General features: G+C 36.1%; 22 protein-coding genes and 1 tRNA gene. 14 read left to right on the forward strand and 9 right to left on the reverse strand.

What is annotated here, in order from left to right; genetic code table 11:
• Window positions 1-689: 689 nt before the first annotated feature.
• The gene (gene hetR, locus QNJ50_RS06355; RefSeq protein ID WP_300633296.1) at window positions 690-1589 is read right to left on the reverse strand and encodes a heterocyst differentiation master regulator HetR; all 900 of its coding nucleotides are present in this window, start codon (window positions 1587-1589) and stop codon (window positions 690-692) included.
• A gap of 483 nt (window positions 1590-2072) precedes the next feature.
• On the opposite strand from hetR, the gene QNJ50_RS06360 reads away from it, so the two are divergent.
• The 8 genes from QNJ50_RS06360 to QNJ50_RS06395 all read left to right on the forward strand — a co-directional run bounded on the left by QNJ50_RS06360 (window position 2073) and on the right by QNJ50_RS06395 (window position 10436).
• Window positions 2073-2603 carry a hypothetical protein gene (locus tag QNJ50_RS06360; RefSeq protein WP_300633298.1) on the forward strand — a complete coding sequence of 177 codons (531 nt, stop codon included), beginning with the start codon at window positions 2073-2075 and terminating at the stop codon, window positions 2601-2603.
• Entirely contained in the window at window positions 2554-3219 is a 666-nt protein-coding gene (locus QNJ50_RS06365) for a transposase (RefSeq protein WP_300633300.1), read from the forward strand. Before QNJ50_RS06360 ends, QNJ50_RS06365 begins: the two co-directional genes overlap by 50 nt.
• A 387-nt stretch (window positions 3220-3606) precedes the next feature.
• The gene (locus QNJ50_RS06370) at window positions 3607-4500 is read left to right on the forward strand and encodes a formylglycine-generating enzyme family protein (RefSeq protein ID WP_300633303.1); all 894 of its coding nucleotides are present in this window, start codon (window positions 3607-3609) and stop codon (window positions 4498-4500) included.
• Window positions 4501-4972: 472 nt separating this feature from the next.
• Window positions 4973-6880, forward strand: coding sequence for a GTPase family protein (locus tag QNJ50_RS06375; RefSeq protein ID WP_300633305.1), 1908 nt, complete (start codon window positions 4973-4975; stop codon window positions 6878-6880).
• Between the two features lie 409 nt (window positions 6881-7289).
• Window positions 7290-8057 carry an NAD(P)H-dependent oxidoreductase gene (locus QNJ50_RS06380; protein ID WP_300633307.1) on the forward strand — a complete coding sequence of 256 codons (768 nt, stop codon included), beginning with the start codon at window positions 7290-7292 and terminating at the stop codon, window positions 8055-8057.
• 119 nt (window positions 8058-8176) lie between these two features.
• A complete protein-coding gene (locus QNJ50_RS06385; protein WP_300633308.1) occupies window positions 8177-8656 on the forward strand; it encodes a GNAT family N-acetyltransferase in 480 nt (159 codons plus the stop codon).
• 330 nt (window positions 8657-8986) lie between these two features.
• Entirely contained in the window at window positions 8987-9361 is a 375-nt protein-coding gene (locus QNJ50_RS06390) for a hypothetical protein (RefSeq protein WP_300633309.1), read from the forward strand.
• A 580-nt stretch (window positions 9362-9941) separates the two neighbouring features.
• Entirely contained in the window at window positions 9942-10436 is a 495-nt protein-coding gene (locus QNJ50_RS06395; protein WP_300633311.1) for a hypothetical protein, read from the forward strand.
• Window positions 10437-10534: 98 nt separating this feature from the next.
• Here QNJ50_RS06395 and QNJ50_RS06400 read toward each other — a convergent pair whose 3' ends face one another.
• The 5 genes from QNJ50_RS06400 to QNJ50_RS06420 form a co-directional block, all read right to left on the reverse strand.
• Complete coding sequence (locus tag QNJ50_RS06400) at window positions 10535-12007, reverse strand: sodium-dependent transporter (RefSeq protein WP_300633313.1); 1473 nt, start codon at window positions 12005-12007, stop codon at window positions 10535-10537.
• A 207-nt stretch (window positions 12008-12214) separates the two neighbouring features.
• Window positions 12215-12769, reverse strand: a complete 555-nt coding sequence (locus QNJ50_RS06405) for a peroxiredoxin (protein ID WP_300633315.1) — start codon at window positions 12767-12769, stop codon at window positions 12215-12217.
• A gap of 61 nt (window positions 12770-12830) precedes the next feature.
• Window positions 12831-13064, reverse strand: a complete 234-nt coding sequence (gene sipA, locus QNJ50_RS06410; RefSeq protein WP_300633317.1) for a regulatory protein SipA — start codon at window positions 13062-13064, stop codon at window positions 12831-12833.
• A gap of 163 nt (window positions 13065-13227) precedes the next feature.
• Complete coding sequence (locus QNJ50_RS06415) at window positions 13228-14247, reverse strand: sirohydrochlorin chelatase (RefSeq protein WP_300633319.1); 1020 nt, start codon at window positions 14245-14247, stop codon at window positions 13228-13230.
• A 628-nt stretch (window positions 14248-14875) separates the two neighbouring features.
• Window positions 14876-15244 carry a pentapeptide repeat-containing protein gene (locus QNJ50_RS06420; RefSeq protein ID WP_300633321.1) on the reverse strand — a complete coding sequence of 123 codons (369 nt, stop codon included), beginning with the start codon at window positions 15242-15244 and terminating at the stop codon, window positions 14876-14878.
• A 985-nt stretch (window positions 15245-16229) separates the two neighbouring features.
• Here QNJ50_RS06420 and QNJ50_RS06425 point away from each other — a divergent pair.
• The 3 genes from QNJ50_RS06425 to QNJ50_RS06435 all read left to right on the forward strand — a co-directional run bounded on the left by QNJ50_RS06425 (window position 16230) and on the right by QNJ50_RS06435 (window position 19035).
• A complete protein-coding gene (locus tag QNJ50_RS06425) occupies window positions 16230-17294 on the forward strand; it encodes a glycosyltransferase family 2 protein (RefSeq protein WP_300633323.1) in 1065 nt (354 codons plus the stop codon).
• Window positions 17295-17591: 297 nt separating this feature from the next.
• A complete protein-coding gene (locus QNJ50_RS06430; RefSeq protein WP_300633325.1) occupies window positions 17592-18137 on the forward strand; it encodes a hypothetical protein in 546 nt (181 codons plus the stop codon).
• Between the two features lie 187 nt (window positions 18138-18324).
• A complete protein-coding gene (locus tag QNJ50_RS06435) occupies window positions 18325-19035 on the forward strand; it encodes a rhomboid family intramembrane serine protease (protein ID WP_300633327.1) in 711 nt (236 codons plus the stop codon).
• 110 nt (window positions 19036-19145) lie between these two features.
• Here the strand turns inward: QNJ50_RS06435 and QNJ50_RS06440 are convergent, their stop codons facing one another.
• On the reverse strand, window positions 19146-19313 hold the full coding sequence (locus QNJ50_RS06440; RefSeq protein WP_300633328.1) for a hypothetical protein: 168 nt from the start codon (window positions 19311-19313) through the stop codon (window positions 19146-19148).
• A 55-nt stretch (window positions 19314-19368) separates the two neighbouring features.
• Between QNJ50_RS06440 and QNJ50_RS06445 the strand changes: the two genes are divergently transcribed.
• Entirely contained in the window at window positions 19369-20109 is a 741-nt protein-coding gene (locus QNJ50_RS06445; RefSeq protein WP_300633330.1) for a rhomboid family intramembrane serine protease, read from the forward strand.
• A gap of 175 nt (window positions 20110-20284) precedes the next feature.
• Here QNJ50_RS06445 and QNJ50_RS06450 read toward each other — a convergent pair.
• Window positions 20285-20357: transfer RNA gene (locus QNJ50_RS06450), tRNA-Ala, on the reverse strand.
• 298 nt (window positions 20358-20655) lie between these two features.
• Between QNJ50_RS06450 and QNJ50_RS06455 the strand changes: the two genes are divergently transcribed.
• Window positions 20656-21522: a rhodanese-related sulfurtransferase gene (locus QNJ50_RS06455; protein WP_300633332.1), complete on the forward strand. Its 867-nt coding sequence runs from the start codon at window positions 20656-20658 to the stop codon at window positions 21520-21522.
• Window positions 21523-22285: 763 nt separating this feature from the next.
• Window positions 22286-23458 (forward strand): AMIN domain-containing protein, encoded by a 1173-nt coding sequence (locus QNJ50_RS06460; protein WP_300633334.1) that lies wholly within the window; start codon window positions 22286-22288, stop codon window positions 23456-23458.
• A gap of 399 nt (window positions 23459-23857) precedes the next feature.
• On the opposite strand, the gene QNJ50_RS06465 is transcribed toward QNJ50_RS06460, so the two are convergent.
• Window positions 23858-24391 (reverse strand): DUF3172 domain-containing protein, encoded by a 534-nt coding sequence (locus QNJ50_RS06465; RefSeq protein WP_300633336.1) that lies wholly within the window; start codon window positions 24389-24391, stop codon window positions 23858-23860.
• Window positions 24392-24643: the final 252 nt, after the last annotated feature.

The following is a 24643-nucleotide window of genomic DNA, read 5'->3' on the forward strand; positions in this document are numbered from 1 at the left end:
AACCCCAACTCCCCACAAGCATTTGACCCTTCATCCCTCAAGCCCTACAAGCGTTTCACCCTACATCCCATTATTTTTTTTGAGTTGTATATTTTAAATGTACTTTTTTCCAAACCTAAATACTATTTTGGGTATAGGTTTTACAGCCCATACCCATTTGTTCCATATTGTAGGTATACACCCGAAGTAGGTATTTGATAAGTGTAAGTCGTCAAAAATCAACTAAAATTATTCTTGTATTCTGGATTACTCTAATCAAATTAAACTGTAATCTAACTAAGACGTAAATAGTTGAAATTAGATTTCCAAAATTAGATTTACCAAAAAAATTTGGATTGTAAAATAAGTAATTTTAGATGCGGCCCCGACAAAATATAAATTATTTAACAACTGACTTACTAGGCAATTAGTTATATGGGCAATTTATTTGACTCAATTAAGTCTTTCAGAATATATCTAAAATAGATTCAAAAATCTCTACTGAATCATTTCCTTTAAACAAAATAAGTCTAGATTTGATTCTTCTGCAAATTAGAGACGCTCCCTTTCCTGAAAAACTACAACCTAAACTGAAATGCTTAATTTTACAGCCCTATAAAAATCAACCTTTAGGTAGATTCTTAATATCTTTATTAGTTGTTAAATCCTTTCTGCGAGGAAAAGAGAAATGTTACATAGATTCAAGGCTTTTATTCGTCTTGTTCACCAAATACCATTTGTAATACCATCGAAGTCTCACCTTCTTGATGATATTTATCTGCCCAAGCACGAATAATTTCATCTAATTCTTCGTAAGCTTCTTGGAAGCGCCCTGATGGGATATTTAATGTCTCTAGAATTCTTTTGACTTTAGGTTGTTTTTCTGACCAATCTCTCATCATGCGGAAAAATCGCGCTGTATCTTCTACCATGATGTACTTACGTTCTTCGTCATTAGCAGTTGCGTAATATGGACGAGTAAGCGCGTAGAAAGGCATGCCCCAAGGTGAATCAATGCGGGAAACTGTTCCCGAATAAAGTAGACGACGTTTGATATGTTCTGCCAATGCTTCACTTAAAGGCATTTGGTTTTTTGGAGGAAAGTCTTCCTGAGATCTGTTATGGAGAAACTCGATTAGGTCAAGAAACTCAAATGAAGTAATTAGTTGAGCGTCAGGTAAATTTGATGGTAATTTCTGCTCTATCTGTTTTTTCTCTTCACTTGTTAAACTTGTGCCCGGAATACGAGAGCGTCCTGGTTGCCAAGGGTATTTTTCCATCCAGACGTAAGGTAACTGAATCAGGTAGCGAGGTTCTTGTGAACCAAGCATTTTTAATAGTTTACCTTTGGTTAATGCTTGTCGTACTTCTTCAACAATGACTTTAACCCGCTTTGGCTCCAGATGATGTAAATGACCGGTCATTCGCAAGTTTTCCCCTTGCTCCAAGTAGGTCATGTAAATAGCACATTTTGCTGCAGTTGCTGCTGCATCAAGAAAAGCCCCGTGTCTGTGCCCGCTAGTCCGCATTGCACTAAATGCCAGATATAGCATGATCTGATCCATCGCACTGGGGTCTAATCGTTTAATCAGATCTACATCGTTAGTCATATTACAAACACTTTAATAATACGTTGATAAAGTTCTAGATATCAGTTGAGATCGGTAGTATACACCCAAGTTAATAAAATATCTCAAATATTAGATGATTTTTTGGGAGTTGCCATTGTGACAACAGCAACTTAAGTATCACAGTCAAGAGTGTATCAGTATTTTCTTGCATGTAGGTACGGGTAGGCAAGATAATAGCATATACTCAAAATTTAGTCTTTAACTATGCATAAGTGTAAATTCAGTAGATGGAAAACTTTTTTGAAGAGGCGATGATTGCAAGTTTACGCACAGTACCGTCAGGGAAAAAATTGACTTCTCCACTCAATTAATTAGTACAAAAGTTCTATCTTGTTGTAGAAATATAATTTTTACTTATTGACTCAGTTGTCTATCACTTGGGATGTATGTTGTCTGGATATTTTGAAAATAAAACTGTTAAATTATCCATGACATTTGAAGATTAATTGAGTTGAAAAAGAATTGACTAATTTAACAGAAAAAGCTGTTTTAAGCGATAAAGATACTTTGAAAGAAGTTATTGATTGTTTAACAGGACATATTTCGATTAAGACCCAAGGTGATTGTAAACAAACAGATTTATTTAATATTTTAGTGGCTGCAGCAAGTAAAGCAAATACCATAGAAAATACAGCATCTATTCTAAAAAATTCTTGCTCTGGCAGAAATATTAGATATCATTTAAATAAATTTCAAAATTTTCAAGAATTAGAAAATCAGCTAAATCAAGCATTAATAAGTAAGCTAACACGGCGAAGAAAAAAGAGAAAACTAAAATTAGCCATTGATTTAAATTTAATTCCTTATTATGGTAATCCTACAAAAGATGAACAAGATTATATCTATCGTAGTCAAGCTAAAAATGGCACTTGTTCATTCTATGCTTATGCTAGTTTATATATAATTGCCAAAAATAAGAGATTAACTGTCTTCTATTGTTGGAGTGAAAAAATATTATACAAATGTAGCTATTATCACTTATCTTTTGGATAAAATAAACTCTTTAAATCTAAAAATTAAGAGACTCTATTTAGATAGAGGATTTTATAGTAGTTCAGTAATAAGATGGTTAATAGCTTTAGATATACCTTTTATAATGCCAGCAGTTAGAAATGGCAAGGCTGGAGGAATTAACCAATATCTTAAAGGTAAAAAAAGCTATAGAACAAATCATACTATGAATCAAGGTTCTTATAATGAAATTACTTTTGATTTATGTATTATCTGTAGGTATCGTAAAGGAAAGAGAGGGAAGCATGGTATTGAATATTTAGCTTATGTCGTTTACAAAGTAGACATAAATTTAGATTATATTTCTGAAGATTATAGAAAAAGATTTGGGATTGAAACTAGTTATCGTCTCAAAAATATTTGTCGGATTAGAACTACCAGCAAAAATCCTATCATAAGACTACTATTTGTTGGAATTTCGTTTTTATTAGTTAATATCTGGATTTATATTTTATGGTTCAAAATATCTAAACCTAGACGAGGTGGACGTTTAGTCTATAATCATTTATTCAGTTTAAAACAAATGCTAGCATTTTTATCTAATGCAGTAAATCGCATTTATCAAGTAAGAGAAATCATCTATATTCCAGACATTTAACTAATAGCTAAACTCATCTAAAATATATAGTTTTAATGTCAATGCAAGTATTTATTCTTTAAAGTAATTCATCGACTTATGAAAGCAAAAAATTACACTTGCATGGGAATTTTGTGTCAAAAAATACGATTTTTATGATGAAAATATTAAATATTTACATGTAATTAGTCATTTATTTTTGATTCGACATAATTTAAGACTTCATTAACAATTTTATTCGCAAAATATCCAGTTAACATACAACTCTAGCCTAAAATACATAATTATATAACTAATACTTATATTTTTTCTCTGTTGTTAGAACATTTGTATTGAATTAATAGTTTTCTAAGTCATTTTTTTACTGACAATTTGGGAGTCTGTTCTCCATAGAAAGTGCATTTTTGCTTGCAATTATCTCTTTTTCAAAAAGTTTTCCATCTACTGAAATTCTCCTTTGACACCGTTACCGTAAACCGGCGTGGGGAAATCATTAAGCTAGAACGCAAACAAGCCAGATACTTCACCGAATACCTAAGAAATAATATCACCCTAGATATGGTTTACATCCCCGGTGGTAAATTTATGATGGGTTCGCCAGAAGGGGAAGGACTTGACACTGAAAAACCTCAACATGAGGTAACAGTTCCAGCTTTCTTCATGGGAAAATACCAAGTGACCCAGGAACAATGGAAAGCCGTAGCTGCTTTACCTAAAGTAGATAGAAAATTAAATCCCGATCCATCATATTTCAAAGGAAATAATCTCCCCGTAGAGCAAGTTTCATGGTATGACGCAGAGGAGTTTTGCAAACGCCTCTCACAGCATACAGACAGGCAATATAGCCTACCTTCAGAAGCAGAATGGGAATACGCCTGTCGTACTGGTACTACTACACCGTTTCACTTTGGTGAGACAATTACAAGTGAGTTAGCGAATTATAATGCCGGTTATGCTTTTGCTGACGAAAATGAAGGAGAATATAGAAAAAAAACTACTCTAGTAGGACAATTCAATAAAGCCAATGCCTTTGGTTTATATGATATCCACGGCAACGTCTGGGAATTATGCCTGGATGATTGGCATAATGATTATAAGGTTGCACCAAATGGTTATATTGCATGGATAAATAAAAACAAACAAGGAAATACAGTGCTGCGGGGCGGTTCCTGGGATAACAATCCTAAACGCTGCCGTTCTGCGTCTCGCGCCATCAACGATAGGAAAGGTCGCGTCTACTACATCAACTATGTTGGCTTTCGTGTTGTCTGCGTCTGCGGGGTTGGGAGGGCTCTTCCTTAGCCCTTTTCACTTTCGCCCTTTTATCCTTTACTCTTCTTCCTCTTTACACTTACCTCACTCGCGAAGCGAGTCGATTTTTTCTCGGTTTTTTTGACGATAAGCGAGTTCTGCGGTTTTATTTGCCAGTTTTCTAACCTTATGAGTAATAATAACATATTTTTTTGAAAATGTTAACCATATTGCTTGCTTATGTAGTGACCTGTAGGGGATATGTGGTTTCTGGTTTCCTGGTTCCCAGTCTCTGGGTGGGAACCCATAGCCTGAGGCTCCGCCTCAAGAAAACCACGAACTCCCGCAAATGGGACACAACCAAGAGGCGGAGCCTTAGCGGTTGCATTCCCAGGCTGGAGCCTGGGAACGAGTAGAACGAGCAGGAGTAGAAGGAGTGCGAGCAGAGGAGCACTGCAGCAATCAGAAAAAATTTATGTCCAAAATAGTGATAGGAAATCTCATTTAAACACCCACAAAACCAATGATTCGCTTAAAACCTTGGCAATGGATTACCTTAGCAACCCCATTTGCAAGCATCGTAATTTTTATATTAGTATCTGCAAGCTTACAAATTCACGAATGGGGAATTAACTGGATTTGGGGAATATTCACCCTTGTCTTGGTAGGTTGGCGTTGGTTATTGGTGAAATGGACACGTTCCCAATTTGAAGAGGTAGAAGCTGTAATCGCGGAGGTTAACGAAGAAATCGAGTCTGTGGCGGAAAATACCGCCCAAATAGCAGGAGATGACAACGTCAGACAAGTAGAAGAAATACTGCAAGAAATTCTTCAATCAACGCGAGAAGATGCGCCAATTTGGGAAGACTGGGAAACTTTTTGGCAAAGGTGTCAAGATTTAATTGTTGCAATTGCTAATATTTACCATCCAGAAGTCAAATATCCCCTGCTAAATATTTATGTCCCCCAAGCCTACGGTTTAATCAGGGGTACAGTAGATGATATGGATCGGTGGATGCAGAAATTATCACCCGTCCTCAATCAAGTTACAGTAGGACAAGCATATCGCGCCTATGAAGTTTACCAAAAACTAGAACCATCAGCCCGCAAACTCTGGAATACTTGGAGTTTAGCCCAGTGGTTCTTAAATCCCATCGCCGCGATCGCAAAACGGGTCAGTCAAAATTATGGTGATGAAGCTAGTCAACAATTACTAGTAAATTTAAGTCAGATGTTGCGTGAAGCTGCATTGCGTAATCTCTGTCAGCAAGCTGTAGCCCTTTACGGTGGGGATAATTTACCATTTGTAGAAGTTTCTGAATCCACATTAAGTCTACCAAAAGCAAAAACCCAAACTTTGAAAGAAGTTATGGTGCAAGCCGAACCAGCAGAGGTTGTCGAACAAAAACCTGTCAGTATTTTACTAGTAGGGCGAACTGGAGCGGGGAAAAGTAGTTTAATCAATACACTATTCCAATCAGAATTAGCAGAAGTTGACGTATTACCCAGTACCGATAAAATTCAAAATTATCAATGGGAAACCTCCAGTGGTGAAACCCTGACACTTTGGGATACTCCCGGTTACGAACAAATTAATAACGCAGATTTCCGCAAACTTGTACTTGATTATGCTATTACCGCAGATTTATTATTATTGGTTACACCTGCTTTAGATCCAGCGCTACAAATGGATGCAGACTTTCTCAAAGAGATGAAGGAGGAAGTAGAAGATTTACCTGTAATTACCATTGTCACTCAAGTTGATCGCCTGCGTCCGATCCGGGAATGGGAACCTCCCTACAACTGGTTAGCAGGGGAACGTCCCAAAGAAATTGCTATTCGGGAAGCTACTAAATATCGGGCTGAATTACTTGGGGAATTTTCCCAGCAAGTATTACCGGTTGTTACTTACGATGTTAAAACCAATCGCCAAGTTTGGAATGTAGATGAACTATCTTTGGGCTTATTAGATGCGATCGCGCCAGCAAAGCAACTACGTTTGGCTCGGTTTTTGCGGGATCTCGAAGCCCGTACAGTTGCAGCAGCCAAAATAATCGATCACTACACCTTTCAAATGACTACAACCCAAGGAGTAACAGCTTTACTGAAAAGTCCCGTACTGCAGTTTATTTCCACATTATCAACGGGTTCCCCAACTTTGGCGTATGCGCTAGCAGAAAAAATTCCAGTAGAACAGTTACCTATTGTAATTGGTAAATTACAAATGGCATATGACCTATTTCTACTATTAGATACAGGTGAAAAGCAACTCAAATTTGATTTACTGACATTATGGCCTGTTCTCATGAAAAATTCTGAATCTCCCGATTGCAATGCTTGGGCTTTTGGTCATGCAGTGGTTGAATATTGGACTCAAAATTTGACAGTAGAACAACTACAGGAAAGATTTGACGAATATCTTAATTCTTGAATTGATTTAATTAATATTAATACCAGAGTATAGTCCCCTAAATCCACGAATTCTGGGGGACTTTGAGATTTTTGTTCTCCCAAAAGAGATTACTTTGTTAAATGAACCTTTATTTATTCTGGATAACGCTCTTGTAAGATTGTCACCCCCTGAGGGTTTTTTAATATGACCATTCTTTCTTTAACTTCCTCACAACATCCTCATTTTATTGCTCCAGGATTAAAGTGAAAGGAGGAAAAGACTGGGTTTTAGTCTCTAAATCAGATAGTAAGGGAACATTGGAAGATTTATTATCTCGGTTTACATAATAATTTATACCCCAGGTTATTATTCTGGAGCACCTCATTTTTTGAAGGCTTCAGTCACCCCTAACAACAAATATATTTTTACAATAAAGGGGGTTAAATGTATGAAAGTTACTGCATTTATTGGTAGCGCACGGAAACATCATACTTATAAGGCTACTGAAAAATTACTACAAAAATTACAATCCCTTGGAAACATAGAATATGAAATAGTTATGTTAAGTGATTGCAACTTGGAAATATGTAAAAGTTGTCTATTGTGCTTTGACAAGGGTGAAGAATGTTGTCCACTCAAAGACGACAGAGATAAACTTATCAAAAAAATGATTGATTCAGACGGTGTAATATTCGCATCTCCTAACTATACCTTTCAGGTATCTGCGTTGATGAAACTATTCCTTGATAGGCTTGCATTCTTTTTTCATCGTCCGTTTTTTTTCGGGAAAACATTCACCAGCATAATAACACAAGGATTCGGTGGAGGTGAAGATATTGTAGAATATTTGGACTCAATGGGCAGTGCATTAGGCTTTAATGTTGTCAAAGGTTCTTGTGTTACCACGGTTGAGCCGGTGACAGAGAAACGCCAGAAAAAAAATGACAAGATAATTGACAAGCATAGTAAAAGATTCTATTCAAAATTAATAAAAAAAGAATATCCAAATCCTTCTTTATTTATGCTGATGATGTTTAGGATAGCGCGTTCAAGAATAAAAATATTGCAAAATGAGACATTCCGAGATTATAACTACTATATGGAAAATGGATGGTTTGAATCAGATTACTTTTATCCTGTAAGATTAAATCTATTTAAAAAATTGATCGGCAAATTTTTCGATCTCATTGCAACTCAAATGGCAAAGAGTTATTGATAAATGGGATTGATAAATTGTTAAAATGTCGGGTACTACACCTAACAAGGATTTGACTCGACCGCCTAACGCCCAGTTTTTCAGATAGGAATAATTTCACCGATAAAAGAAAATCATTAATGCAAATTGAACCATACAACCCAAGCCACCTTGATGCCGTTATTCGTCTTTCGCTTCGAGCATGGACTCCAGTCTTTGATTCAATTCAGAAAGCCATGAATGCTGATGTATACCAAACATTTTATCCCGATAATTGGCGTGTGAGCCAGCAAAAAGCTGTGAAGGATGTCTGTGCTGCAGAGGATACAAATGTATGGGTTGCGATCGATGCAGGAGCAACAGTAGGTTTTGTCGCTGTGAAACTTCACTCAGAAGACAGCATGGGTGAAATCTATATGGTTGCTGTCGATCCAGACTTTCAAGGTCGCGGTATTGGCAGCGCTCTGATAGAATTTGCTTTGGATCGGATGAAAGACGCTGGGATGTCTATTGCGATGGTTGAGACCGGAGGCGATCCCGGTCATGCTCCAGCACGTCACACCTATGAAAAGTCAGGTTTTGAACTTTGGTCAGTTGCTAAATATTTCAAGAAACTCTAAGTACAGATTAGAGAAGTATCTGACAATTAATTTTCTTAATGAATTTTTATTTCCTACCACTGAAGTTTAATGCAGCAAAGTCAGCCACAATAGATTTAAGAAGTAGATTTTACCTTAAATTTACCATCACTTAACCTAGAAATTATATTAATTTAATTAAATCCACATAAAAATTACAAACCAAGTTTAAAAGCTTCTAAGGGCTCTTATGTGCTGAATATGTAAAAGTGAGCTTAATTGAAATTCATAGTATTTTTTATACATTTTTTGGTTTCAAACCAGCGATAATTAAATGATTGAATCAGAAACGAAGAATAGGAATTACAGATCGTGAAAGTTCTCAAAAGAGCCGTCAAGCCAAAAACTTATATTTCGTTCCTTTATATCTACAAAACCACTTGGGGAACAGCTGGTGATATCTGTTTAATACGCGAATCTGTTGCTAACTCACAGAAAAAAGCAAAGTTTGTAGGACATAAAGTTCAATTAGTCCTACCCATATCAATGGAACGCGATACGATTAGCGTCCGCACCTATGCTGATTTATCCGTAGATATTCCCATTATTAAAGTAGCGGGTAATGTGGGTGATGGACATCCTAAAGAGCATCCCGAAGAATGGGAAGCTTATGAAGGTATAGATGAAGAAGTCGCGATCGCAGCATTAAAACCTTGGGGCTTTAAATTAATTAAGCCCAATGACTGACTGCAGTCATATTAACATTGCACTTTCCTCACTCCAATCTAATAACTGCATCCACTGCTTATTATTTTCAGGTTTTAACTCGGCTTTGAATTCTGTTTTGAATTCCTGTATTTGCTGTACATTTAAACCTATAATTTTTACAACTTTTACTACAGATAAATCCTCACGTAATGAATTAATTACAATTTCTAAACAAGCTTTTTAGGAACTTGTTTTTATGGGCTTATGATGATTCTCATATGCCTTTATCTTCCTCTCATTTCATGATGTTTATTACTTGTCAATTTTTTTATTCTATTTCATTAAAATTCAAATAACTGTTAACTAAGATTTACAAAATAACTCTTTAAATAAGTGGTAACGCTTATTATATAGGAATCATCCGCAGCTACATTTGGAAATACAAGATTATTTTATTTAAGTAGAAATAGTTATAATTTACCAATTTTAGATTTACAGATTTAAGATTGCTGAGTCTTAAATAATATTTATATTTGATACAAATTATTGTTAGATAGTATGTATATAATCAATATCCCAGTACAAGTTAATTATAAAGACAAAATACATAAAATCAACCATGCTGAAAAATATAAAACTTAATAAGCAACCGAATAGATTTCTAAAAACTATTGCGATTTGCAAGCAGGTGGCTATACCTATCGCTACAATATTTGTCCTAATAACATCAGTAAATCCCACTTATGCCCAATCAACCGATCGCAATAATCCAACTGCATTAACTAAGAGTGAGATCGCAGGAACAGTAGATAAAGATAATCAAAGCGAATATTTCTACAGCTTTGTTGCGGAAGCGGGAGAAGTTGCGATCGCCTTAGATGTAGCTCCAAATGACAAAAATACTCTGAACTATGTCACAGTCGATTTATTCGATGTTGATGGGAATAAATTAAAATCTTTTGGTGTAGGTGTCATTTCAAAAAGTAAGCGTAAAGTTCAAAAATTGCAGGTTCAAAATCAGCAAAAAATTATTATGCAAATCAGTCGGAGATCGAGTAAAGGGTCGGCAAGCTATAGTTTGAGTGTGAGCGGTTCTGTTAAATTAGACAAATAATTCAAACACATAACTTAACATTTAGCTTGCCATTATTTTCGATCTATTATTTCAAGTAAGGTAAACTCTTAAACTAAACTAAACTAAACCAAACTAAACTAAACTTCGATATTTCTTCTCCAATCATTCAGCAAACACAAAATAAATAACACAAGTGGAATCAAAACAATTGCCCAACCAATTCCCAAAGCCCAACCTGGATATCCTCCATAAGGCGTGTTGATATCTTTGGAAAACTGGGTAGCAAGTAAACAGGTCAAAATCACTGGAATTACATATTTGATGGAAACATTCCACCATTTGCCAACTTGCCAATCACTAACTTGATTAACATATCTTCGGAGTCGCTCTACTCCATATATCCATCCAGCAAGGATAACTTGGAAAATTGCTGCCAATATTAAATTATAGTTGGTAAGAAAATGATCTGTAATGTCTAAAAAATAAAGCCCAGCACGAGTTGTGTAAATTATTCCAGCAATAAATCCAGCAATACAAACCCAAAATGAAACAACAGAAGGTTTTAGATGTTTGTGTTTATCCAGAATAGCTCCATTCAATACTTCGACTATTGAGAATGCACTATCAATCCCTAAGGATAAAAGCATCACAAAAAATAAAATACTGAATAACCAGGGTAGTGGCATCAAGCTCAAAGCTTCTGGAAAAACCACAAACGCCAGACCAGGACCTGAAGCCGCTAATTCTTTTAAGGGAGTATTTGTTTGGGAAGCCATATAACCCAAAATTCCAAACACCACAAAGCCTGCAAATAAACTAATTGCACTATTTATTATTGCTGTAGACCAAGCATCTCGAGCAATATCATCATCTTCTTGCTTATAGCTAGAATAGGTAATCATAATCCCAAATCCTAGTGAGAGGGTGAAGAAAATCTGCGAAAAGGCAGATGTCCAAACTTCCGGGTCTACTAGTGCACTCCAAACCGGATTAAGGTAAACTCTCCAGCCATCTAAAAAACCAGGTAAAGTAATTGCCCGTAACAGCAGTAAACCCAGTAGCACAACTGGTAAAGGTACTGAATAAAGAACTACTTTCCCAACACTTTTTGTCCCTTGCCAAATACAAAAATAAACCAAAACCCAAACAATTATTAAACAAAGAAGAATAGACCAGTTAATCCCTCCTAAATTGTCAACTCCATCGCTAATCTGGAGAACACTGTTATTAAAGTAATTTTTGGGATTATCCGACCACTGCACCCCAAAAGACGCTACAAAATAAATCACAGACCAAGCCATGACTACGGCATAATAAGAAACAATCACCAAGGAAGAAATCATGGTAAAAATACCCAAGCCACCTGCATAGGGGTGAAGTTTCCGGAACGAGCCAATCGCACCCTGTTGCATTTTTTGTCCCACCACAAATTCCAAAATTAGCATCGGCATACCGACAATAATTAAGGCAATGAGGTAAGGTATAAGAAATGCCCCTCCACCATATTTTCCAGCTAAGTAAGGAAAGCGCCACACATTACCCAAGCCGACTGCTGAACCCACGGCTGCTAGCAAAAAAACAGTTCTAGAAGCCCAACGTTGACGAGCCATAGATTTACCTCAAAAACATATAATTACTTTGACAACATTAGAACAAGCAAATAATCCTGAATTAGTAAATATTCTTATTAAATTAAGTGAAATGTTATCAATATTTATACGAATTCCCCCTTGTCGAGGTAGAGCGAGGGGGAAGACTTAATGAATATTTGTAAATATAGCGCTAAGCCGATGAAAACCGAGGTTAATATTTTATCCTCAAGCCACTGAGCGTAATTCCTCTAATCTTGCTAAAACTTCAGTGCTGTGAATTGATGGATTAACCTTTACAAAAGTTTCACGCAGTAAACCTTCTGGGTCAATAATAAAAGTATGACGCATGGAAACAAAACCAATCCAAGAACCATAATCTTTACTTACAGCCCCACTAGTATCAGCTAGCAAAGGAAATTTTAAGCCTTCAGAATCACAAAATTCTGCATGGGAATCAATATCGTCAGCACTGACACCAATTACCTGAGTATTTTTTTCGATATACTTAGGTAAATCTTGCTGAAAACGTCGTGCTTCTATAGTACAGCCAGGGGTAAAATCCTTGGGATAAAAGTAAAGTACTACCCATTTACCACGATAGTCAGACAGGGAAACTTCACCATCGCCAGTGTTAGTAGAAAGAGTAAACTCGGGTGCGGGCTGATTAATTTCAGGTAATTTACCACCCAATGCATTTGCTGTAGGAGCAAAATTAAACCATCCCAAAACAGCAAAACATACAGCAAAAAATATATTTAAAAAATTCCGACGGGAAATCATAACACCAGCAAAATATCCACAACTTTAAATAAGTTTACAATCATTAGTTACAATTAGTTACCTATTCAGTAGTTACTGTATCAATTGCTTCAATGTATTGACTATCCATTAAAAATGCTCCTTTGGCGAAGCGTATACCCCAATATCCACCAGGACGGCGATCGAGTACTACACCTTCTTCTCCCACCTCCAAGATATCAGGGGGACGCAACATAGGCATGGGGTCTGCTGTTTTAACGTAAGGTGGGAGAGTTACAAGTCGGACTTTAGCGCCAATTACAAATTCTTTAGACATGAATTTTTCGAGAATTTTGATTTAGATGACATTCTATTTATCCTAGATTTTAACTGAGCAAGTATTGTCTTAGAACCAAAAATCCCCTGTACTTCATTCAGTCAGGGGAGTTTCAATCAACTGACTTCACTAATTCATAGCTTGTACGTGTTTTTGACTTATCTTAAGGTGCTTGCCAAATTTTCTGATGATACTTGTTCACATCTGCATAGGGATCGACCGAGGAATGGGAATGAGAATGAGAGTGAGAATGGTCGTGTCCGTGATGATGATGGGCTTCACCATTGCCATGGGATAATGCTGTCAATCTAAATTTACAAATCTCACAATTCATGTTTACTTGTCCAACTTGGGTTTCAATTTCTCGTTCCCGCAGTACGGATAAAAGTTGAGAGTTTAAACCCATCTCCGGTAGACATGTGATGGATATTTCTGGATATTCTTCTTGTTGTTGTGCTGTAATATGGAAGATTTTTTTAACTAGTGCACCAGTAAATAAGAAGTATGGTAAAACAATAATCCGTTTGGGTTGGTAAAATCTCGCTCTAAAAAAACCCTCTTCTAACCTGGGGTGAGTAATACCGATAAAGCAAGTTTCTACAGTTCCATAGCCGCTACCTTCCCACATTACACGTGCAAGTTTACACACATCACCATTAGCGTCAGGATCGCTAGAACCTCGACCAACAAATAGCAAAACGGTGTCTTCACGAGCAATTTGTTGTGGGTTATGTTCGGGGAGATCGAGTACTGCTAAACGCTCTTTCCAAAGTTCAAGAATCCCTGGGGTAATACCAAAATGTCTGCCATAGTGAAGTTTTAGTTGAGGATATTTTGCTCGAGCTCTATCTAACTCGTTAGTCACATCAAACTTATTGTGACGAGCAGCAAATAACAGTATGGGTAGTACAGAAATATCCGTGTAGCCTTGTTTGATGCACTCATCTATACCTTCTTGAATTGTCGGAGCAGTCAGTTCCAAAAAACAAGGTATAACTGGACGAGAACGATCTAAACTTTGATATGTTGTAGCGAAATCTAATAAAGCTTGTTTTCCTTGCTCATCTCTAGTCCCATGACCAACCATTAGTAATGGACGTTGGATTGGTAGAGAAGGGAAATTTAGAACTTGAATATTTGATTGCTCCAAGCCAGTTAAATTATGAATATGGATATCGGACATTATACTATTGATAGCTCCTTTCCAATGAAACGCAGGAAATAGATAGAGCAGTTAACAGACAGGAGTTCTGGCTTGCAAAGGTAAAGCATTATTTATCTGTTAGCCTCCAGGTAATCTTTGCAGCTAGATTTGAATCAAGCTAACAATGAAACTCTAATTTTATAACTTTGATTGCGATTCTCATTGCAATGAGACAAATGTTTCCTATCAATTTCTTGAACTAATTTTTTTGAACTAATTTTTTTGAACTAATTATTTACCCGGTAGGCCGAGCAGGTATATTTTATTGTGTGTCTCCAATGCAATATAGAGCGCTATAATCCGCATAAAATTGCGATATAGCCCAGATTTACAGCCAGATTTTACCTTATCTGTTAATACCTATGCGTATCTATGCGTACACTGTTATCTTATCGGAATCTGAACCATTTCCCCAGAAATGTAGCGAAATTTAAGTTTATCTTTTAATTTGCGGTTGAGAATTTTTGAAGTTCGTAAAATTATGAACTTTATATATGATGGCGGATTGCAAGCTAGTAAGATATAGCTAAAAAGCTAGAACTTAGGCGTAAAGGGGATTATACTCCTGGCTTCTGGCTCCTGTCTCCTTAATTCTGCTATATGAACTTTAGAATCTATGCATATTGTTACTCTCAGGGTCAAATCCTTGAGTAAATTTTGTGGTGCTATCGTAACACGCTCTATCTAAAGCAGCCCCGTATAATTTTGTGTACCTCAGTTTTGCACCCCGCAAATTAGCATCTTTTAGATTGGCTCCGCTCAAGTTAGCACGAGTCAAGTTAGCCTTTGCTAGGTTCGCACCACTCAAATTTGCTCCCCACATTTTTGCTTTAGCCAAATTCGCTCCCATCAAATTTGCCGCACATAGGTTAATCCCTACCAAATCTAGCCCGATCAATTTGGCTCTGCTCAGATTTACTGTTGAAAAATCCCTTTCTCCTGCTGCATAACGCCGCTTCAACTCTTCGATATCCATACCCAACTATTTCTCTAATTATTTACTTAGCAACTATCAAAATATCTTATTGTAATTATTTTCACTTCTTCTTGTAAGCACTAAGATTAAGAAATATTTTATGCACCCCAAAATTGGGTCTAAGTGACAAAATTCTGACGAAGAATCCTATGAACTATGGTGTTTAATTACTTGTTGCAATATTTAGCTTTAATATTCAGTGATAAAATTTACCATCCATTAAAATTATTTTTTAATTAATGAGTGTGCAAAATAATCATTTATGGCAAGGAAGATATTCTATCAAAGGTGTTACTTGCTTTTTTTACACTTTATTTTTTTGACACTTTAATTTACGAGTTTTGTAATACTTGCACAGTTATATCTTCAGAAGCTGTTATAAGATTTCTAATTTTGTCAATAAATTTTTGTAAATTATAGAAAACCACTGTATTAAATTATCAATAAAGCACTTTATAAAAACTTGTTCTATTTCTATTTATGGTAAAGCAAAAATAAAGTTATCTATATATATTTTTGAATCTCAAGTGAATTATATTTTTTTTAAACTCATTGATTTACAATAAGGTAAGATTTACTTTTATAGATTGAGAAAATCTAATAAATAACTACTTTAATCGCAAGTGCTTTAATAGCATGTATATTTTGTGCACAGCAATGAAGTATTCTTGATTTCTATGTAAATATAACCTTCGATAGATATAAGTGTATTATGGTTTACTATATATTCTTATCCTAAAGCTAAATTAATAGAAGCTTATCAATTACTCATTGATATTTTCTGACTTTAAAACAAAGTATTTTTGTTGATAGATAAATTATTTCATCAATTTCAAATTTAATCAATTTTGTTTTTATAAATTTTCATCTGCAATCTTTAGCTCCTAGATTAAATATGTAATTCAAATATTTTACTAATAAAAAATTAGATTCATATCTCAAGTCATACAATTCGGTTTTTAAGTACTATTATTTAAAGAATTATATGGATGTTAGTGTAATCATTTGTGCATATAATCGTCTCTGGTCTCTTCCAAAAGCAATAGAGTCTTGTCGCCGGAGTAAATGTAAAGTTGAAATCATTGTTATTGATGATGCCAGTACAGATGGAACATGGGAATGGTTGCAACAGCAGCCCGATCTCGTAACCTTGCGACAAGTCAGTAACTGGGGAAAACCTTGGGCTGTAAATCGAGCATTTCAGATCGCAAAAGGGAAATATATTCGTTTTTTAGATTCTGATGATTGGTTGTACCCAGATGCGAATGATAAACAATTTGAAATAGCTGAAAAAACCCAAGCTGACTTAGTAGTTGGCGGTTATGAAATTTATAATGAACGTGAAGAATTAATTAGAAGTCAAAACTGGGTTGACTGCGATGATTTTATTGCTCAGCAATTAGGTGAAGGAGATAGCTCCCATTACTCTGCATTTCTTTTCAAAAGAGAGTTAATTGAAAATATTCCCCACCGAACTTCATTTGCATCTGCTGGTTTTGCATCGAGAGACGATCGTTGCTTGATGTTAGAAGTTGCTCTTGCAAAACCTAAGATAGCTGTTGTTTATGAACCAACCCTTTGTCGTCGCCATCATAGTAAAAAGCGATTACTATTTGCTACAAGTTTAAAAGGCTTGGGAACTGATTTACAGCATATATTAATCTACAAAAATATTATCAATCAGTTATTGATTCGGGGAGAATTAACACCTCGAAGAATTAATGCAGCTTGTGAAATTCTTTGGATTATCGCGCATTCAATTGCTCGTACTCATTTGGATGAAGCTTGTGAAATTGCAAACTGGGTTTATCAGTTAAAACCAGATTTCCAACCAATTGAAGAAGGTTTACTTGGAAAGTTGTATTGTCATTTGGGTTTTCGTAATACTGAAGTAATTTTGCGCATTAGGCGAACTATAGTGTCACTACTTCGTCCCCAGAAAACACAAAAATACTTAGATTTTCCTTGTCCAAAGACTGCAAAAATCAGTTTTCCATCTGATGGATTTAATGTCAGGATAAATAATTACGATAGTTGCGAGAAAATTTAATCTACCGAAGAATTCTGCTTTTAAGAATAATTTTGCTCTTGAAATTCCCCATGCATCTAATGCTGGGGTTTTTGCTTTTAGGGACACTAATATTTTGCTTAGTCTATAACAAGCAAGACCACATCAATAATCATGCAGTTATTATGTTTGGAATTAAGTTGACACTTTTTTGTCATATTTGATTGTCACACTAAGAATAAGCAATGGAACGGTTCGCTGAGCGGTCGTTCTTCAACAATTATTACTGATTATAAAAGTTTACTTGTAACTATTTAATTCTAAGGAGTTCTTAATTTTATGCTCGAAACTATTAGTCACAGTTCTAGTCGAAGTTCTAGTCTGAGTCCCAGTCAAAGTTCTAGTCGAAGTTCTAAGTTATCTAACTTTGTTACTACACTTATAGCTACTACATTACTTTCTGTTTCTTTTCTTAGTGTTAATCCACTGCAAACCAACAACTCATTAACAGAATCTTTTACCAGTCAGAGTTTTGATGGTGATGTGAGTCAGATTGTAGCTCAAACTAATAGTGGAAATCCAAATAGTCTTGGTAATTTGAGCAGAATACTGACAATCGGGTTAGTAGGTGCTGGAGCAGCTGGTTTGATCTGGCGAATTAATAAAGGGAATAAGTCTTTAAAGACCAATATTAATTCATCAAACTATGGTTCTTGGATTGATCGAGCTAGTCCACCATTGCGCAAAAGACTTTTGAAGCTTTTATATAACGATCGCCGAACTGCTAATAGATTAATTGCAGGTGCGAATGTCACTAATCCCGGACGTTCGGTTAACTGGTTAACTGAAAAGGTGATATACGAACTCGAACGCGATCGCCGTTAAGACTTATTTACAGTTATCAGTTATCAGTTACCAGTTAACAGTTACAAATTATCTTTATAGTAGAACGATGTAATTTATCTTCCACTTTAAGATACTAATAGATACTATTAAGTTTATCCATAAGCTAGAAGTAAAACTAAGACAATCTCGCTATCGTGGTTATATATATTGATACGAACAAAAACCCGTGGTACCGATTCGAGATAATAATCCAACTAGTATTACACCCTATGTAACTTTTGGGCTAATTGCTTGTAATGTCTTAGTTTTCCTCTATGAAAGTAGTTTACCTGCACCAGCTTTAAATGGATTTTTCCATTTGTTTGCGATAGTACCGCGAGAATTGAGTTTAAGCTTTTCCGGGGTGCAGGTAAATCAACCTATACCAGAATGGGCAACCCTATTTACTTCTCAGTTTTTACATGGTGGTTTATTACACTTGGGTGGAAACATGTTATTTCTGTGGATTTTTGGTAATAACATTGAAGATAAATTGGGTCATGTAAAGTATTTAATTTTTTATTTGACTTGTGGAGTTTTAGCTGGTTTAGCCCAATGGTATTTTTCTCAGACTTCTCTGATTCCTTCTTTGGGTGCTAGCGGTGCGATCGCCGGAGTGATGGGTGCGTATATTCTTCGTTTTCCCAAAGCAGAAGTTTTAACTTTGGTTCCTTTAGGTATATTTTTCCCGACATTTCGGGTACCTGCTTTTTTCTTTTTGGGATTTTGGTTTTTAGAACAGGCTTTTTATGGCTTTGCAAGCTTAGAAGCTCCAACAAACATTGGTATGGAGGGTGGTGGTATTGCTTATTGGGCTCATGCAGGTGGTTTTGTGTTTGGAGCAATTATCGGTCCAATTTTAGGTTTATTTAGTGACAAAGCTGAAGAGCAATATTAGTAATGAGTAAGGAGTAATGGGTAATGAGTAAGGAGTAAGTAAGGAGTAAGGAGTAAGGAGTAAGGAGTAAGGAGTAAGGAGTAATAAGTCAGGAGTTATTCCTTATTATGTTATTCTAAATACCCAATCCCCAAACTCCCCACACTCCCCACACTTCCCACACTCCCCACACCTCCCACACTCCCCATACTTCCCACACTTCCCACACTCCCCACACTCCCCATACTTTCCCCAATCCCCAAAATAAACAACTCAGGTGCAACATTTATCCTTCGCATTCGCTAGTTCCACAAGCTATATTGCAGTTAATTAGTAATTAGGAAAAACCCACCTGTGTTTCCTCTATCAGACGAAAATCCAACCAGAATTACCCCGTATGTTACTTATGGGTTTATTGCTATCAATATTCTCGTATTTCTCCACGAATTTACATTACCCAATGCTCAGCTTTGTCAATTTTTTCAAGCCTACGCACTAGTACCGCGACAGTTGAGCGAAAGCTTTGGTGTTTTAGTCCCATTTACGCGATCTGCTTTTCAATGTCCTGTAATATTGGCTGCGAACCAAGGACTACCGGAATGGGGGACTCTGTTTACTTCTCAATTTTTGCATGGCGGTTGGTGGCATCTAATTTCAAATATGGTGTATCTTTGGGTCTTTGGTAATAATATTGAAGACCGCTTGGGTCATTTTAAATACATAATTTTTTACTTAGCCTGTGGTGCTTTGGCTGCTTTGTGTCAATATATTATTTCTCCGGGTTCGATGATTCCTTCTTTGGGAGCAAGTGGTGCGATCGCTGGTGTGTTGGGTGCTTATGTAATCCGCTTTCCCCGAGCAGTTGTTAATACTTTTGTATTTCTGGGTATTTTTATCACTACAATCAGGGTACCTGCATACATACTTATAGGGTTCTTCGTGATCCAAAACGTAATATCTGGTCTTGCTAGTCTACAAACTGCTGCAGTTATGGGTGTAGAAACAGGTGGAGTTGCTTACTGGGCTCACATCGGTGGTTTTGTGTTTGGATTGATTCTGGCACCTTTGCTTGGTTTGTTCAATCGCGACTATTAAAGAATTTTTGGCTAAACCTAATTAACCAGACATAAATTTACCGTTGGCTGAGAGTGAAGTAATTTCGTTATACAAACTAAATAAACATCAAAGATGGATTAGTACAGATTATTCTAGAGGAGATAATTATTTCCTTGTGGAGTACTATGCTAATCCATCTCTACTTATTTTTACATGGAGATAAGCGGACTCGAACCGCTGACATCCTGCTTGCAAAGCAGGCGCTCTACCAACTGAGCTATACCCCCAGAATATAATTCAAAAGTAAAAAGTCAAAAGTCAAAAAACGGTAAAAAAATATTTACTTTATACTTAGGTATTTTAGCTTCAGTATTTTAAATTTACTAAGATTATTGTAAATGATAATCGTGGTTATTTTGACCTACAGGTTGAAATTTTGTAGCAGTTTATAGCAAATATTTTAAACTTATTTAAGTTTTACACCAACAATAAAGTTTGGGAAAATGTAGAATTTTAAAGCACACAAAATAATCTTCCCTGCATATCATCAACTTGAAATTCAAATATTTAAAAAGTTAAGAAATTATGACTTTAGTTATTGCTGCACTGTATAAATTTGTCAAATTAGCAGATTTTGCTAAGAAACAGGATCCCTTACAATCTTACTGTCAAGATTTAAGAGTCAAGGGGACGATTTTACTCGCAGAAGAAGGTATTAATGGTACGATTGCTGGCGATCGCAAGAGTATTGATTCAGTACTATCATTTTTGCGTTCCGATCCACGCTTACAGGATCTAGAACATAAAGAATCCTACACCGAAAATTCACCTTTTAAGCGTATGAAAGTGCGTTTGAAAAAAGAAATTGTCACCATCGGTTTATCAGATGTCGATCCAAGCGAGCAAGTTGGAACTTACGTCAATCCCCAAGATTGGAATGATGTAATCTCCGATCCTGAAGTTACACTAATCGATACCCGCAATGGTTATGAGGTTGGAATTGGGACTTTTCAGGGCGCGCAAAATCCCCACACTGAATCTTTCCGAGAGTTTCCTGAATATGTGCTTGAAAATCTCGAGCCAAGCAAACACAAAAAAGTAGCCCTATTTTGTACGGGCGGAATTCGCTGCGAAAAAGCTACATCTTTTATGCTTTCCCAGGGATTTGAGGAGGTGTATCATCTCAAAGGTGGAATTCTCAAATACTTAGAAGAAGTACCAGCAAAAGAAAGTCTGTGGTCAGGTGAATGTTTTGTTTTTGATGAAAGGGTCACAGTCCGTCACGGTTTAGAAGCTGGTAATTATGAGATGTGTCCTGGTTGCGGTTATCCGATTTCGGAAACCGAGAAATCTTCACCAAAGTACGAGGAGGGAATTTCCTGTCCTCAATGTTTTGATGATTTGACTGAAGAAAAAAGAATGCGTTTAGAAGAGAAAAAGCGTCAACGTTGATGAATCTATGCAATGGGGAAAACTATACTGCGCAAAACATTTAAATTTCTTAGTTAAATTTTTGATGTTAACCTGAGATGATTAATTAATACTTAATAAATAAGTATTATTGGCAATTATAACCATGTGTTAATTAACCATTGAATTATTTCGTATTTCAGACTTTTTTCTAAAAAACAGATACTAACTGCTACGCGATTGCTTTGTAGAACGTCTCTTAGGCGTTTATTGCTATATCCTCATATAAGCGAACGGCTACAGCTAGGTTTTAGTAGTGATATGCAGTGCGATCGCCAATTATCAATTACCATCATCAAGCAACAGAGAATATATCTGCAAACAAAAATAATCGTTAATTATCCATTCATTATTAACGATTATTCCCAGAAAAATAGGCTTTCACCCACACTTGTGTGTTATGGCCAAAAGCCTAAGACTAGTATCAATAGAAAACGAGATGTCAGTTTATAACAATTTATATATATAAATCATGAACATGAAAATAAGATGAACTTCAAATGAACTCAACATAAAAAATAAATAAATTTATTTCGATACAATTCTAAAAATAAAATCAATTTTTTCTCACAATTTCCAATAAATTGCTTCTTGTGCTATTTACAAACCAATCGAGCTATATTAAATTTCAACCAATGATACAAGCTATAAAAAAAATCGTTTAAGCTTTTTAAGTCATTACAAGACAATTATTTGTAAGTGCTTGCTCGTTAATAATTAGCCATAAAAACTGGAGATAAAGGTCGTGTTGAAGCAAATCGCAACTCAAAAACTAGTTTCTGGGTGTAAGCAGGTACTGAAATTTGGTTTATTCAGTTTTTACGTAGCACTTTCTTTGAGTGCTGGTAGAAGTTTAGCTGAACCGATCGCAAGATTAGAAAATTGGAAATTTTATCCGGAAGCTCAACAATTAGAAGTCATGCTTTCGGGTTCTTCTCAACCACGTTATTTCTATCTTCCTCAACCTCCTCGTATTGTGGTGGATTTACCGGATACAAAGTTAGGTTACGTTCCTACACAACAAAGATTTTATGGGAATATCCAAGGTATCCGTGTTTCCCAGTTTGACGAAAACGTAACTCGCATTGTGATGGATTTAGCTCCGGGAACGTTTTTCGATTCCAGTCAAATGCGATTACAGCGGATATCTCGCCGAAATTCTCTTGGTTGGGTATTTCGTCCTTTGATTGCAAGCAACTATAATTCTATTGGACGAGGTCAAGGTCGTTACCCGTTACCCTCACCTAATACTTATTACAACCGTCGCCAATATCCTCCTTTACCTTATACCAGAGAATCACAACCTCGCCGCAGTTTCCCTTCAGGTAGAAGAAATCGGTTTCCACAACAAAATCAGAATGTTCCCCTACCTCCTTTAAATTCCTTACCAGGAGGACCAGTTAACAGCAGATCTTACAATAACGAAAATTACAGAGAACAGCTACCACCAATCAATCCACCCGGTGCTGTTAATATTCCTGCTACAAATCTTCCTAACGATCTCCTACGTCTCAATCCAAGTCTTCCTCAACCTGGCTTACAAAATCTACCACCAGTCAACAGTCAATTTGGCAATAATCGTAATTATAATCAGCAACAGTTACCTATATTTGTTCCAAGTATTTCTCCCAATAATTCATTTCCTCAAGAATTTTCCAACGGTTATGTTTTACCACCATCGAGATTTCAAATTCAGCCAGCAAGAAGAAATCTTAATAATCAACCAAATGTGACGGTACCAAATGTTATGGTGCCAAGTATAAAAGTACCAAGTGTGACTGTACCAGATTTTCCAACCCCGACCATATTAAATAATTCAAATAATTCAAATAATTCAAACAATTTTAATAATTCAAATACTTCCAATAATCCAAAAGTTATTGAATTTGGTCAGCCTTTTCCAAATACTCTTCCTTAAAAAAATCTTATCAATGGTGCGTTACACTGTCGCTAACACACCCTATCTGTTTTGTAATGATTAATCGCACATAAATAATAATTGTCAGTATTATTTGATTTTTGCGTTAATTCTGACTAATAGTTACATTTCTAACTTCTGAGCGGTCTGTTCTGACTCCTAACTCCTATCTCCTGCTGTGCTGACGCCCCACTGCGTTAACGCTCGTTAGAGCGCGGTCTGTCCTATCTCCTGACTCCTATCTCCTGAGTTTCTACAGCGCATTATTCTGCCATCTTTTACTTCTCAAATATAGACGTAGCAACCATAAATACTTAGAACGCTACGTCTTAAGATTTACACGTATAGGAAAATTCGCCAAATATGGCATTAGAATCAAAAAATTTTAAACAAACAGTATTAAAATCTTTCTGTTTCGACTGGTGGTGCAACCGCTCCTGGTTCGTTCAAAAAGAAGTTTTGCGCGCCACTGTTTTGATAAACGCAACTGATATTTACATCTTTACTACCCAATTCACCTGTAAATGCAAAGGTGTTCAGACGATTCTTGCAATCTCTTACTTGTTGGGATGTTATTAGCCCTTTTTGTTCTAAAACTTGCCAGTTATTAGTTCTTAATACGCAACCCGGACGCATACTAGACTGGGATACATAAACACTGAATGGGTTGAGGGTTAAAAATAGCCTAGCATCCATTACCATGGCACTAGCTCCATATTGGACACAAATTTCAGGGTTCGGCGCTTTAATATCAATAAATTCGCGGGTAGCTACATTAGAAGGTGTCAGTGTCGCTGTTGAGCTAAAAGCAATACCTATACCTATACCTAAAATAAGTACCCCTCCTAAAATGGCGATCGAGGTTAAATTAAAGGTAGAGTTGCCAAGAGCAGGAGACTTAGTAGCTGTTCTAGTGGACGAGTTTCTTCTCATTGTTGCTTAATTAAATGTAAAACATAGATAGCACAATTTGTGCAGTACGTTTGTTATTAGTGTAATTAATTTGCTTTACGGTTGTCGGTAAGTGTTACAGCACTAAGTAACAAGTTTTGGATATTGGTAAATCTGGCAAAACATATGATTTATGAGCTTTTGTTAGCGGAACCGCATAGGTCATAATTTTGACTTTTTACCTTTGACTTTTTACTTGCGCATAGCGCTATATTTGTGTTGTACCTATAGGCT

This window comes from Mastigocoleus sp. MO_188.B34, from assembly GCF_030065675.1.
In the GTDB taxonomy this organism is placed as follows: Bacteria; Cyanobacteriota; Cyanobacteriia; order Cyanobacteriales; family Nostocaceae; genus Mastigocoleus.